At 51.9% G+C, this 12986-nt stretch carries 11 protein-coding genes and 3 tRNA genes; 4 read left to right on the top strand and 10 right to left on the bottom strand.

Annotation, left to right across the window (positions count from 1 at the left end; genetic code table 11):
- Positions 1–17: 17 nt before the first annotated feature.
- A complete protein-coding gene (locus tag PGX44_RS01730) occupies positions 18–710 on the bottom strand; it encodes a response regulator transcription factor (protein ID WP_186502961.1) in 693 nt (230 codons plus the stop codon).
- Complete coding sequence (locus PGX44_RS01725) at positions 703–2184, bottom strand: sensor histidine kinase (RefSeq protein WP_498854010.1); 1482 nt, start codon at positions 2182–2184, stop codon at positions 703–705. The genes PGX44_RS01730 and PGX44_RS01725 overlap by 8 nt, the downstream gene beginning before the upstream one ends.
- A 148-nt stretch (positions 2185–2332) precedes the next feature.
- On the opposite strand from PGX44_RS01725, the gene PGX44_RS01720 reads away from it, so the two are divergent.
- From PGX44_RS01720 to PGX44_RS01710, 3 genes are all read left to right on the top strand, one after another.
- Positions 2333–3817: an ArnT family glycosyltransferase gene (locus PGX44_RS01720; protein ID WP_498854009.1), complete on the top strand. Its 1485-nt coding sequence runs from the start codon at positions 2333–2335 to the stop codon at positions 3815–3817.
- A complete protein-coding gene (locus tag PGX44_RS01715) occupies positions 3814–4728 on the top strand; it encodes an NAD-dependent epimerase/dehydratase family protein (RefSeq protein WP_498854008.1) in 915 nt (304 codons plus the stop codon). Before PGX44_RS01720 ends, PGX44_RS01715 begins: the two co-directional genes overlap by 4 nt.
- A gap of 257 nt (positions 4729–4985) precedes the next feature.
- Positions 4986–5417: an Hsp20/alpha crystallin family protein gene (locus PGX44_RS01710; protein WP_186502959.1), complete on the top strand. Its 432-nt coding sequence runs from the start codon at positions 4986–4988 to the stop codon at positions 5415–5417.
- A gap of 92 nt (positions 5418–5509) precedes the next feature.
- Here the strand turns inward: PGX44_RS01710 and cytX are convergent, their stop codons facing one another.
- The 8 genes from cytX to PGX44_RS01670 form a co-directional block, all read right to left on the bottom strand.
- Entirely contained in the window at positions 5510–6688 is a 1179-nt protein-coding gene (gene cytX, locus PGX44_RS01705; protein WP_498854007.1) for a putative hydroxymethylpyrimidine transporter CytX, read from the bottom strand.
- Positions 6689–6740: 52 nt separating this feature from the next.
- Positions 6741–7112: a DUF488 domain-containing protein gene (locus PGX44_RS01700; protein ID WP_186502957.1), complete on the bottom strand. Its 372-nt coding sequence runs from the start codon at positions 7110–7112 to the stop codon at positions 6741–6743.
- A 61-nt stretch (positions 7113–7173) separates the two neighbouring features.
- The gene (locus PGX44_RS01695) at positions 7174–8007 is read right to left on the bottom strand and encodes a PfkB family carbohydrate kinase (RefSeq protein ID WP_498854006.1); all 834 of its coding nucleotides are present in this window, start codon (positions 8005–8007) and stop codon (positions 7174–7176) included.
- Positions 8008–8231: 224 nt separating this feature from the next.
- Positions 8232–8435 carry a hypothetical protein gene (locus tag PGX44_RS01690; RefSeq protein ID WP_498854005.1) on the bottom strand — a complete coding sequence of 68 codons (204 nt, stop codon included), beginning with the start codon at positions 8433–8435 and terminating at the stop codon, positions 8232–8234.
- 16 nt (positions 8436–8451) lie between these two features.
- Positions 8452–10206, bottom strand: a complete 1755-nt coding sequence (locus PGX44_RS01685) for an N-6 DNA methylase (protein WP_498854004.1) — start codon at positions 10204–10206, stop codon at positions 8452–8454.
- 161 nt (positions 10207–10367) lie between these two features.
- Positions 10368–10453: transfer RNA gene (locus PGX44_RS01680), tRNA-Leu, on the bottom strand.
- Between the two features lie 14 nt (positions 10454–10467).
- A tRNA-Phe gene (locus PGX44_RS01675) sits at positions 10468–10543 on the bottom strand.
- A 7-nt stretch (positions 10544–10550) separates the two neighbouring features.
- Positions 10551–10627 (bottom strand) — tRNA-Asp (locus PGX44_RS01670).
- A gap of 370 nt (positions 10628–10997) precedes the next feature.
- On the opposite strand from PGX44_RS01670, the gene PGX44_RS01665 reads away from it, so the two are divergent.
- The gene (locus PGX44_RS01665) at positions 10998–12860 is read left to right on the top strand and encodes a phosphoethanolamine transferase (RefSeq protein WP_498854003.1); all 1863 of its coding nucleotides are present in this window, start codon (positions 10998–11000) and stop codon (positions 12858–12860) included.
- Positions 12861–12986 lie beyond the last annotated feature (126 nt).

Below are 12986 nucleotides of genomic sequence, written 5' to 3'. Positions count from 1 at the left end.
CATATATTGCCCAGGCCCTAGGGCTTGAATTTATAGCCTACCCCCCAAATGGTCAGCAAATGACGTGGTTTGTTGGGATCCTTTTCAATGGCTTCACGCAGGCGGTTGATATGAACCGGCACGGTCGCCGTATTGCCCAGGGAATCCATGCCCCAGATTTTGTCATAAATGGCTTCCTTGCTGAAAACCATGTCGGCATTGAGCATGAGAAATTCGAGGACCTGAAATTCCTTATTAGGCAGCAGCTTTTCCTTACCGCTGACAGTAACGCGATGCGTATCGGGATCGAGCGAAATATTGCCGATCGTAATTCGTTTGCTCCGCCGCGTATCGTTGCCCTTCAGGCGCTGGTACTGGGCCAGCTGGGATTTGACGCGGGCCACAAAGACGCTGGGCGAAAAAGGCTTTTCAATGTACGCGTCGGCACCAAAGCCCAGGCCGCGAATCTTATCGATATCCTCCCGTTTGGCCGTGACCATCATGATCGGCACGTCTACCTTATCGCGCAGGCGCCGGCAGATTTCAAAACCGTCCATGCCCGGTAGCATGACATCGAGCAGGATCAGCTGATATTTGCCGCTCAGGCCTTCCTGCAGGCCTTCATTGCCATCAGATGCGATGTGAACCTGATAGCCATTCATTTCCAAATAGTCCTTTTCAATAAAAGCGATATCCTGATCATCTTCTACGATCAATATACGTTCATTCATGAGGTTCCTCCTCCTTTTTTTCAGGCAGTTCCAGGCAGGCACACAAACCGTGGGGCTGTACCAGGCAGAACGTAAGCGTACCGCCCATGAGTTCGACCGCCCTGGCGACGATGGCCAGGCCCAGGCCGCTGCCGTCACCGGTGCGGCTGCGCGCCTTATCTGTACGATAAAAGAGTTCCTTCAGCCGCGGCAATACATCAGGGGCCACACCCGGGCCGTCGTCGGCAACGACGAGAGAAATACGCCCATCTGCCTTAGCTGTGTTAATTTGAATCTGTACAATACTGTCTGTTTTATATTTTATACTATTTGACACCAAATTGGTAATAATCCGTTGCCATAATTCAGCATTTCCCATAACCGGCAAGGTTCCGCCGCTCTGGGACAGGGTCACAACGGCGCCGTCGCGCTGCCAGCCGTCTTCATTTTCGTAGACAATCTCAGCTACGACGCGGTTCAGGTCCATCTCTTCCATAGGCAGGGCCCGTTCGCCCAGTTCAATCTTGGAAAAAAGGAAAAGCTGGTTGATCATACGGTCCATATCAGCCGCCTTTTTCTGAATCACCTTCAAATAGCGTTTCTGCTTTTCCGGTGTATTGGCCACATTGTCCATGAGACCTTCTACGTACGCCCGGATTGCCGTCAAAGGCGTGCGGATATCGTGAGACATGTTGGCAATGAGTTCCTTGCGGTTTTCTTCGGCCTGCTGCCGTTCCTGCAGCGATTGGTTCAGTTCCTTCGTCATCATGTTGAAGGCTTCCACTACGGGCTTTACTTCATCATCGTGCGGATAATAGAGATGGCCCCGCAAATCGCCTTCGCGAACGTGGGTCGACCCGAGCTGCAGTAAATCGAGGGCCCGCTGCATATAGCGCAGGACAAAGTGGGTCAGGAGGTAAATAGTCAGGGCCAGGAGGATAAAGAAGGACAGGATAATCGCAATGATCGTCCCCCGTGTTGCGCGCTCAACGGCTTCATCCGTGCCATGAGGCATTTCCTGGCTGAGGAAATAGAGACTGTAGACGTGGCCGTCAATATTCTGCTTTTCATAATAGTAATATTGGCCGTCTTCTGAGCGGACGTACGTATCGCGATTGCTTTCCGTCAGGCCCCGGTCCTGGACATAGGCCGGAATGTTCTTTATGCGGCTGGCCAGCTTGCCATTGCCGTATTCATAATAGGTCTGGTTGTCTTCTTTGAGAATGACGTAACTCTGCTGGGGCGAAAACATTTCAATGACCCACGTGTACCCTGACGGGTCCGTCTGGCCGGCCCGGATAGAGCGAAAGACGACGTGATGGACGGCTTCCGTCGCCCGGTTGAACTGCGTCGGGCTCTCGACAAACACGTGATTGCCGCTCTGCGTAAAGAGCCACAAGCCGCCGGCAGAAAAGAGGAACAAAAAGGCCGTCATCATAATCGGTACGACAAAGACCAGTATATAGGATATGATTAAACGTCTTTTAATAGTCATGACATACCTCCTTTCCTTTATCTTAATACAAGAACAGCGCTTCCTTCAACCAAAGGCCTATCTGTTTAATATTTCTTTATACTCCATTAGTCTTTCCGTAAAAACTGAATGGTATACTGTTGCCATCACTCGGAAGGAAGGTATTTTCATGCAATCTATCCAATATCTTAAGCGCCATCCCTACGTGCTGCTCACGCTGTGTGCCCTGGTCCTCTTTCTGGCTGCTAACAACTTCCTGGCCATTACGGACTCGGCCGAATCGAATTACGCCTTGACAGCCAAGGAAATGGTTCTTTCCGGCAACTGGGTTTCGCCTCAGATTTATGGCCACTACTGGTACGATAAGCCCATTTTCTACTACTGGGAGCTCGCCGCGTCCTTTGCCGTCTTCGGCTTCAACGAATTTGCCGCCCGCTTTCCCGCCGCCATTATGGGCACACTGAGCGTCCTCTTTACGTACTGGTTCGCTGCCCGCGTCTACGGCCGCCGCCTCGGTATGGCCGCTGCCATCATCTATATGACCAGTCTCGAAGGCTGGCTTCTTTCCAAAGCCGTCATTACGGACGCGACGCTCTTTTTATTCCAAAGTGCCGTCGTCGCTTTTTTCTACCTGGGCTATACGGAAAACCGCCGCTGGTATTGGCTTTGCTACGTCTTTGCCGCCTTGGCAGTCCTCACCAAGGGCCCCATCGGCCTGGCCTTGCCGGGCCTTACAGCCCTCATTTTCCTCGCCCTGCGCCATAACCTGAAGGAACTGCTGCACGTCCATTTGCTGCCGGGCCTGCTGCTCTTCCTGGTGATTGGCGGCTCGTGGTACGTCGCCATGTACAACATGCATGGTCATGATTTTCTCCTGAATTTCTTTGGCGTCCACAATTTTCTCCGTGCCACTGTACCGGAACACGCCAGTAAAAACGTGTGGTACTTTTATATATTGGTTTTCTTCATTGGCTTTGCACCGTGGAGCTTCACCTGGCCCTACGCCCTGTGGAAGTACAAGAAGAGCCATACGCCGCCGTTTACGCGCAGCGATACGTGTGCTGTACTCCTATCCGTTTACGCCCTCGTCGTGTTCGTTGTTTTCTCTCTCATTGCCACGAAATACACGACCTACACGTATCCCATGCTGTTTTCTCTCTCCATTCTTACGGCTGGCATGTTCCGGCATTGGCACATTCATTTTAAAAAGGCTGCCTGGTCAGCCGGTATCGTCTACGTCCTCTTAGCCTTCTTCGTCGCCCCGCCGGTCATGCTGCACCAGTCCGGCAAGGAAATCGGCCAGGCCCTGGACAAGATGAATACAGATAACGTCATTATCTGCTATTACCGGGATTATAGTACCGGTGCTGTTTTCTATAGCGGCAAAAAGATCTACCAAGCCGTGCCGGCAGACAAGCTGGAAGACATGAAGCCTGGCGAACTGGACTGGAACGCCAAAAACGTCATGCCCCTCATTGCCATTGAAGATGTTCTGGCCCAAAAGGACAACGTCATTATCGTCGATACGAAGCGCGATAATGAACCCATTACTGACTACTATCTGACCCATGGCCTGATACCGGACCAGCTGACGTTGCCCGGTGACGTAGCCATCTGGTCGATTTTACAAAATAAGGACGGTGGCCGCGCATGAATATCCTCGTTACCGGCGGTGCCGGTTTCATCGGCTCCCATATCGCCGAAGCCCTCATCCGGGACGGCCATAGCGTAACCGTCCTCGATAACCTCTACTGCGGCAAAAAGGAATTTGTTCCTGCAGAGGCAGAATTTGTCGAAGGCGATATCCGCAATCCCTATATAAAACAGATTTTTGCATCTCATCACTTCGACGCCGTCTACCACGAAGCAGCCCAGACGCAGGTGCCGCTCTCGCTGGAATCGCCCGGCTTTGATGCCGACGAAAATATTCTCGGCCTCATTCACATCCTCGAATGCGCCTGCCAGACAGGCGTGCGAAAACTCATCTTCTCGTCGTCAGCCGCTATTTATGGCAGCAACGCCAGACTGCCCCTTTCGGAAGGGGAAATACCGGCGCCGGACAGTTTTTACGGCCTCAGCAAATGGACAGGTGAACAATATATCCGCCTCTTCCAAAAACTGCACGGCCTAAGCTACACCATTCTCCGCTACAGCAACGTCTACGGTCCCCGCCAGGGTGCCAGCGGCGAAGGCGGCGTTATTTACAAATTTGCCGAAAACCTCATCCAAAATAAAGGCCTGACAATCTTCGGTGACGGGACGCAGACGCGGGATTTCATTTCCGTCTGCGATATCGCCGCTGCCAACGTCGCTGCCTTAACGCATGGCGACAACGAAACCATCAATATCAGCAGTGGCAGCGAATGCAGCCTCAACCAGCTGGCCCAGCTCATGCAACGCCTGACCCATGCCCATGCCGGCATCCGCTACGAAGACAGCCGGCCCGGTGATATCCACCGCTCCTGTCTCAGCCGTGCCAAGGCCCGGGAGCTCCTGACGTGGCAGCCCCGGACCGATCTGACAGACGGCCTGCAGCAGACTCTGCGTTATTATCGTAGTCTCTAACCGGCCCGGTACCTGTTGGCCAGGCCGCTCCTTTACCAATCGGAATACCGTATTTCATAGGTATTCCGATTTATTTTTTTTGTCTTTTTGACTTTTTTCTTAGCACTTACTTGACATGGTGGCTAACAGGGGCCATAATATAGCTGTAATCAGGAAGAGGATTACAGAGAAAGGTCAAAAGAACAAATTAAAGCAATGCTAAGACCCATACTAAAGATCTCAGGCATTACCAAAAAAAGTTGAAAGAGGGTATTTTTATGAGAGACTTATTTCCGGTATTGCACCATGATTTTGCTATTCCCAGCGTATTTGATGATTTCTTTAATGACGGGTTCTTCTCCGGTACAGCACAAATGACCATGCCGAAATGCGATATTGAAGACACAGGCACAGCCTACATCGTAACGACCGATCTGCCTGGTGTTTTGAAAGAAGATATTCACGTTTCGTATGATCAGGACGTCCTGACCATTTCTGCACAGCACGAAGACAAAAAAGATGATCAGCAGCAACAGACCAACTACGTATGCCGTGAACGCATGAACACGGCGTTCCAGCGTCAGTTTGTCATTCACAATATAGACGCCTCCGGCATCAAAGCCGCATTCCGCAATGGCGTTCTGAAGATTGGCCTGCCGAAGAAAGACCCGCAGCCGCAGGAACAGGCCGGCACCATTGAAATTCAATAACCTCCTTGTTTCAGCCCGGACGCCATGGCATCCGGGCTTTTCCATATATAAAAACACGCGCCGCCCGTGAGGGCAACGCGTGTTTTCTTGTTTTAGAGACCGGCTGCGTGCTTCTGAGGCAGCAGCTTGTGGATCACGGCACTGGCCAGCATGACAAAGACGATAACCTGGAAGGTAATCCCCCACGGCGTCTGCACATCCAGGAGCGCCCGGTAAAGGGCAAACCCGGCCAGCCAGAGAATGAGGTTTGTCCAGTACACCGTCTGATGACTGTGATCCTGCCGCAGGATGAAATAATCCGAAAGGAGAATCGCCGTCATCGGCGCAAAGACAGAACCGATAAAATAAAGGAAATCCTGGAAACTATTGGAATCCACAGCAATAGCCAGGATTACGCCGCCAACACAGGCAATGAGTGCCAGGGCTTTTTCCGAAAGGCCCGGCAAGAGGCTCTTGCCACTAACGCCGGCCGAAAAGGCATCGAGGAAGGTCGTCGTAACCGTCGATAAGAGGACGATGAGAATGCCGATGAGGCCCATACCAGCCTGCAGCATAATCGTAGCAATATCGTCCTGTCCTGTATAAAGGGCTGCACCCATACCGATAATGAACATCCACGAGCTGGCAACGAAATAGGCCAGGCAGCTGGCAGCCGTCGCCTTGACAGGCTTGGCGGCAACACGCGTGTAGTCAGAAATGACCGGCAGCCACGAAAGCGGCATGGCGACAGTCAATTCGATAGCCGCACCGATGGTCATATCGCCGGCGGCCTGGGGCACGCTCTGGCCCATAAAGATGACGCCGCTCAGGACGAGAGTCAAGAGAAAGAGGGCGGCAATGACGACGATGTTCACCTTGCCCAGGTTCTTCAGGCCCAAGATAATCCAAAGGGCGATAAAAGCACCGATAATCACGCTCCACACGGACATGCCCATACCGGCCAGGGTATCGGCAGCAGCGGCAGCGCTGGCAATCATGACGGCAGTCCAGCCAATGAGCTGGATGACGTTCAAGCCGGCAAAGAGCTTGGCGCCATGACGGCCAAAGGAAATTTCTACAGTCCCCATAGCACCACGGCCTGTCCGGGCACCGATGAGGCCGGCGCCAAACATGACGACGCCGCCAATGACGTGGCCAATGAGAATGGCCAGCAGGCCCTTGCCAAAGCCTAAGGGTGCCAACAGCATGCCCGTCAGGATTTCGGCAATGGAAATACCGGCGCCAAACCACAGCAGGCTGTTCGAAAAGACAGAAGTCTTCAATTCACTCATAAATACAATAATTCCTCCTTAACCATATTGCCATAGCCCGCAAGCAAAACCATTACTTGGCGAGCAGCGGCTCCAGCCAGTGCTGCAGGACTAAGGCATGACTGTGGGCCGTGTCCTTGGCAGCATAGACGAGGGTGACATTACCGTGTTCCAGATTTTCCCGGCAACGGTCGGCAAAATCTGCCGCAGCCGGACTCATATCCAGTTCTGCCATATAGAGGCGGCTGAATTCCTCATACCGCTCAGGCTTGTGGCCGAACCACGTACGCAAATCCGGCGAAGGCGCAATGTCCTTGGCCCACTCGTGCAAATGTGCCTTTTCCTTGGACATGCCCCGTGGCCAGAGACGGTCTACGAGAATACGTATGCCATCGTCTGCAGCAGGTGCTTCATAGATACGTTTAATCCGCAAGGTATTGACCATTATTCTCATCTCCTAGCTTTTACTATTGTACCATATATAGGGCAAAGGGAAAGTACTTTGCTCAGATGTTACTAATTTCCTGGACCAGATTCAGGCACTGTTCTACAGGAATGCCGGGAATAAAGTTTGTCGTATCCTGATTGGCTGTGATCAGGCTGCCTACACTCTGCATAGCCGAAAAGGCTGCGGCTTCCAAATCATGTCCCTGCAGGACCTGACCGGCCAAAATAGCCGAAAAGATATCGCCAGTACCGGGGAAACGGACGGGAATATGCGTATACGGCAGCTGGAAATACGTATTGCGGCTGTGATCATAGCCCAAAACCGCATAAGACCCTTCTGTATGTACACTCGTAATGAGTATCGATTTAGGGCATACCTGGCGGAGCGCATCCATGAGCTGCCGCGCTTCGTCTTCACTGATGCTATCGTGGTGGCAAGGCATACCGGCCAAAAAGGCGGCTTCCGTATAGTTAGGCATGATATAGTCTGACAGGCCTGCCAAGTCCCGCAGGTACGTAATCGTCTCTTCGCCTACGCCATTGTAGAGGTGGCCTTCATCGCCCATGATGGGGTCCATAAAGACCTGCACACCGTGCTGCTTTTGTTCTTTGCACAAGGCCGCCACGACATCGGCCTGGGTCCGGGAAAAGATAAAGCCCGTCACAATGGCCGAAAAGGAAAAGCCCAATTGCTGCCATACGCCAATGGCTTGTTTCATATAGTCTGTCGTTTCCAAAATAGCAAATTTACCGTAATCCAGCGTATTAGAAACCAAAGCCGTAGGCAGGCTGAATACTTCATATTTCATGTGCGTCAAAATCGGCACCATAGCAGGCAATGCAACTTTGCCATAGCCTGGCATATCGTTGATCAGCAATATTTTTTTGTCCATATAAACCGCTCCTTCTGAGAAACCCGGCCTCGTAAAATAAAGGCTGGGACGTTGCTTTTCAGTATAGTATATATCCTATAATACTTCAATATATCTATGCAAAATGGAGAAGGCCGCGTGTACATCATTGCTTTACGTGCATACGCTAAAAGCCCTCTGGCAGCAAAGGCGCTGCCAGAGGGCTTCTGTACAGGAATTGACTATCGTATCGCCAGGCTCCCTGACTATACGGATTGCCCGGCTCCACGTTTTTGTTGTTCTTCCCAGCATTTCTTGCGATAGGCGTTGACATCGGCAAAGGTGTCCTTGAGGGCGATATAACGGATATCGATGGACCTTTGACTTTCCGGTCGTTCTTTGGCTTCGATGTAGGCGGCTACTGCCAGGAATAAGGCATCTTCCATTTGGCATTTTTTCTTTTCGTTCATATTATTCGTCTCCTTTTCACTCTATTTCGATATAGTTAGAAATGATCTGATCCCGGTCATGTAGTTTTTGCCATAGCTGAGTCCGCGCTGCTTGTACTTCTTTATCAGCGGCAGTGTATTCAGCGGCCATTTTTTCTTGTATGTCCCGGTCGGGGACGGGGATGACGAGTTTCCGCAGTTTGCCCGGGGAAATGCTCAGTACAGCGTCGCCTCCGACTTGCAATGTCTGCATGAGTTCCTTGCCCAGGTGGCTATTCAATAGGGCTGTGAGGTAGGTGCTGTTCAGGCGTGGGGATTTTGGCCGGATGACGAGGACATTGTTGTCGGCCAGGACGGGCAGGTCGTAGTCCTTTTCGACAATGGCGGCTTTGATTTGGGTGCCCCGGCCGGCCAGGAGGACGTCACCGGGCGCGATGGGATAGGGTTTTTTCAGGTCCTCGCAGGCTCTGAGGCCGACCCGGACGTGACCATCTGTGATATGGAGTACGCGTACGAGGTAGCAATTGGCCTGGTCTTTATCTACGTTGATGCGTTTCACGCTAATGCCGCGTGTAATGTCGGCCAAACTGCCCAAGGGCATTTTCGCTTCTGCCGGTACGGACTGCAGGGGGTCTATGTAGTCCGGGAAGCTGAGGCTGTACGCGTGTTCTGCCAGTTCCATTTTTGTCGGCATCTGGCAGTGTCTTGTTGCATGCCACATGTCCTGATAACGGCTTTCTATGTCTCCAATAGCCCTGAGAGAGATTTCCTGGCTGCGGGTCTTGGTCAGCATCGTGTCACGCGTATCGAGGATGCGCGGCGTCTGGTTGCCATTGCTGAATACGACCATGGCTACGGCTGTGCGGCTCGTCGTGAAGACGTCATTGCCAAAGAGAATGACCGTTTCTATTTTGCCATCTTCTATGAGGCGCTGTCTGATGGGCGCGTCCTCTTCGGAAGCGAGCAGGCTGGCGCTCATAATGGCGACGGCTTTGCCTTTTTCGCTGAGGGAATTGAGGAGGATATGGACGAATTTCCATTCGGTGTCCAAGCACTTTTTTTCTGCGTCCGTTGCGTCCAGAATGCCCGTATAGTGCGTGCCTGCAGGCATACCGTCCTGCTGATGGCGCATGCTGCCCAGGGGGAAGCTGGCAAAGATCAGGTCATGGGCGCCCAGGCAGGCCGGTTCGGTGAGGACGTCGCCATTGGTGATGGTCATGGCGTCTTCTGCGTGCAGGGCTTTTCGTTTCAAGGCGGCGATGATGTCCGTCTTGAAATCGTCCCTGTCCTGGCCGTAATAGTGCTGGGCCAGACCGCGCATATAGGCGCCGCTCAGGGCCGTGGCGTCGCCGCAGCAATATTCGACGAAGTCCCCGGCACCGCTACTGGCCCGGCCCAGAATGCGCAGGGCCAGTTCATTGAGGCCGGGGCTAAAGGTCTTGGAGCGCCGCGTAGGTTCCGTATAGGCTGCGACGATTTCCTTCAGTGGTTCCAGATCGTCGGCAAAGGCCAGGTACAGCTCGTAGAGTTCAAAGGCGCCGCCGGCGTAGGCGCTCTTCAGGCAGTCCCGAAAGAGGAAGCGCCGCTGTTCTCCCGTAAAGAGGCCTTTTTCCTTGTATGCCTTTTCCAGGAGTCGTGCATCGGCTGTCCGATTGATCCATTCCTTGAAAAATTCCGTGTCTGCCAGAATCAGGATAGACGAGGCAAAGACGAACTTGACCTGGTCTTCTTTCTTCTGTTTGAAGCGTTTGGCAATGGTATCGATTTTTCTTTGTGCTTCTGTCTGTGTCATATGTGTTACCTCCTTGATTTAAAACGGGTATTCAATTATCTGTCGTTCCTTACATCTGCATTATACATCCGCCGCGGCTGCTTGTCAACAGGTATTCAATTATCTATTTCCCGGAAGCTAGAAAAAAACCGAAATCCCTATCCGGATTCCGGTTTCTGTTTTGGTGCGGTTGATGGGACTTGAACCCATATGAACTTACGTTCACTACCCCCTCAAAGTAGCGCGTCTGCCATTCCGCCACAACCGCATATGAAATTGATTTGGTGCTCAGGGACGGAATTGAACCGCCGACACGGGGATTTTCAGTCCCCTGCTCTACCGACTGAGCTACCTGAGCAAAAAAATGGCGACCCCGATCAGATTTGAACTGACGATCTTCGCCGTGACAGGGCGACATGTTAAACCGCTACACCACGGGGCCATTTCCCACTTCCTGCCGAGGCGTTCAGTGCCTCGAACAAGAACAATTCTACCATGTGATTTCAGGTTTGGCAAGTCTTTTTTGCAAACTTTTTTATTTTTTTTGAAGTTTTTTCCTCCAAGGCCATTTTATGCCTCTTCCCGGCCTCCTTGGCAGCAGTTCTTTTTATAGAAGCCTCATGGTGTTATAGAAAAAAGGCCTTCTCAGCCCCGCCGGGCAGAAAAAGACCTGATACCGCGAATATTTCTCTTTATTGACTATGTATTGACCATTGATTGATGTATAATAGACTGGATGTAATCTGTTTTGCAGAAGCTTTACAAAAACTATTCTTTCCTTTGACATTACTAGAAAGGCAGCGTTACACGTCATGCAGTTATTTCACAAAAACAGTGCTCCCGACGGGACGGCACTCCACTTGGCGCTTTCGCTCGTACAACAAATCAACTGGCGGCGCGTATTTTATCTCCTTTGCATTTTCGGCGTCATTTACGCCTTGTGTTTCCAGTGGCAGCTCCTCGTTTCCCTGGGTCTGGGCCAGGACAATATTCAGGCCATGACCTACGGTCTCATTCCGGCCGTCGGCGTCGTGACGCTTTCCCTGGCACTCTATTGGAAGCATCTCTCGCTTTCAGCAATTTTGCCCAATGCCTTCATTGGCATTTCCTGGATCGTCACGGGGCCGGTACTGAGCTACAATACCTTACTCAACGGTTCGACGGTCTACTTAAATAATATCTACGATATTTACGTCGGCCTCTACGGCTTTGCCATTCTCTTCTGCCTCTCCATGGCCCTGCGCCTTTGCGTGCGGCCGAAGATCGGCGCTGCCATCATGATGGTCGTTCAGTTTCTGTCTCTCTTCGTCATTCTCCTGCAGTGGGGCTACTTCTATATGTATCATTCCAGCATCACTACGTCAGGGGCCCTCATCATTTTCCAGACCGGCCCGGCAGAAACATTGGAATACCTCCACTCCTTAGGGTTCTTTAATCTCGTTATCTGCACCCTTGTCATTTTGGCTATACCGGCCATCTTTTATTTTTGCCAGGTCCGGCAAAAGCCCCTGACAAAGACAACGCTTTCGGTAAAGCTCCTGCCCATTCTTTCCCTGTTCATTATCCTGCCGTCTCTCGGCGCCTTAGGGGAAGAAATTTTCCCGCAGTGCTTCCCTATCCGCACCTTCCTCGATACGCACGATTATATGGAACGGTCCGCCCTGTATGCCAAGAACCACACGAGCAAATACAACGCTCTCCAGGCCGTACAGCTTAATCCGGCCGAGTACCCCAACACGGTCATCGTCGTCATTGGCGAATCGGAAACGCGGACCCTCATGAACGCCTACAATCCGAATCACGTACCGAATACGCCGTGGCTTACAGCGGCAAAGGAAGATCCTCATTTTACGCTCTTCACCAATGCGTACTCTTGTGTCTGGTACACGGTCCCCGTCCTGGAACACGCCCTGACGGAAGCCAATTTCTACAACGACAAGCAGTTTAATCAGTCTATTTCTATTATTGACATGGCCAAAAAAGCTGGCTACAAGACGTACTGGTTCAGCAACCAGGGTTCTGTCGGCGTCGCCGATACGCCTATTACACTCGTCGCCAACACGGCAGACGTTTCCGAATGGGTCGACCGCGACCTGAAGGAAGCTACGTACGACGGCTCGCTCTTACAGTTCCTGAGCAAGGTAAATCCCAACGAAAAGAACTTCGTCGTCCTGCACATCATGGGCAGCCATATTGAATACCGCAACCGCTATCCGGCGGAATTCCAGGTATTTAACGACGGCAAGATCAACCAGGAAGCCGACTTCGACAATACGGTCCTCTACACGGACTGGATTTTGCAGCAGATTTACGACTATGCCAAAGAAAACCTGCACCTCGACGCCATGATTTACTTCTCCGACCACGGCTCCGACCCGGACATTGCCCGCCAGCCTGACGGGGCCAGCTTCAAGGTCCTGCGCATTCCCATGTTCTGCTATCTCTCCGATGGCTACTTGGCGCGCAACCCGGAAATCGCCCAAGTCGTCAAGGCCCACAAGGACATGTATTTCACGAACGACCTGGAATACGAATTCATCTGCGGCATCCTCAACATGCAGTCGCCCAACTACGACCCGTCCATGAGCATCGCTTCGCCGAGCTGGAAAATGCAGCGCAAGGATTTAGTCACGCGCTTCGGCAAGACCAGCCTCATGGAAGACACAGAATACTAATATGAACACGAAAAAGGACGTTGCCCGGCAGCGTCCTTTTTTGCTGTGTCTGCCTGGCAAAGCTACTGCTTTTTCTCACAAAAATGGTGTACAATAGAAAGTGAATATATCGTTTCATTTTCTCTT

It is taken from the genome of Caecibacter sp. AF58-12pH5A, assembly GCF_027681725.1.
Lineage (GTDB): Bacteria > Bacillota > Negativicutes > Veillonellales > Megasphaeraceae > Megasphaera > Megasphaera hominis.
Note: the sequence above shows the minus strand (reverse complement) of the source record. Positions and strands in the feature narration are given on the sequence as shown.

Bases quoted from the DNA above. Each gene is read 5' to 3' on its own strand.
- PGX44_RS01730 (WP_186502961.1), bottom strand. From the start codon at position 710: ATGAATGAACGTATATTGATCGTAGAAGATGATCAGGATATCGCTTTT.
- PGX44_RS01725 (WP_498854010.1), bottom strand. From the start codon at position 2,184: ATGACTATTAAAAGACGTTTAATCATATCCTATATACTGGTCTTTGTC.
- PGX44_RS01720 (WP_498854009.1), top strand. From the start codon at position 2,333: ATGCAATCTATCCAATATCTTAAGCGCCATCCCTACGTGCTGCTCACG.
- PGX44_RS01715 (WP_498854008.1), top strand. From the start codon at position 3,814: ATGAATATCCTCGTTACCGGCGGTGCCGGTTTCATCGGCTCCCATATC.
- PGX44_RS01710 (WP_186502959.1), top strand. From the start codon at position 4,986: ATGAGAGACTTATTTCCGGTATTGCACCATGATTTTGCTATTCCCAGC.
- cytX (WP_498854007.1), bottom strand. From the start codon at position 6,688: ATGAGTGAATTGAAGACTTCTGTCTTTTCGAACAGCCTGCTGTGGTTT.
- PGX44_RS01700 (WP_186502957.1), bottom strand. From the start codon at position 7,112: ATGGTCAATACCTTGCGGATTAAACGTATCTATGAAGCACCTGCTGCA.
- PGX44_RS01695 (WP_498854006.1), bottom strand. From the start codon at position 8,007: ATGGACAAAAAAATATTGCTGATCAACGATATGCCAGGCTATGGCAAA.
- PGX44_RS01690 (WP_498854005.1), bottom strand. From the start codon at position 8,435: ATGAACGAAAAGAAAAAATGCCAAATGGAAGATGCCTTATTCCTGGCA.
- PGX44_RS01685 (WP_498854004.1), bottom strand. From the start codon at position 10,206: ATGACACAGACAGAAGCACAAAGAAAAATCGATACCATTGCCAAACGC.
- PGX44_RS01665 (WP_498854003.1), top strand. From the start codon at position 10,998: ATGCAGTTATTTCACAAAAACAGTGCTCCCGACGGGACGGCACTCCAC.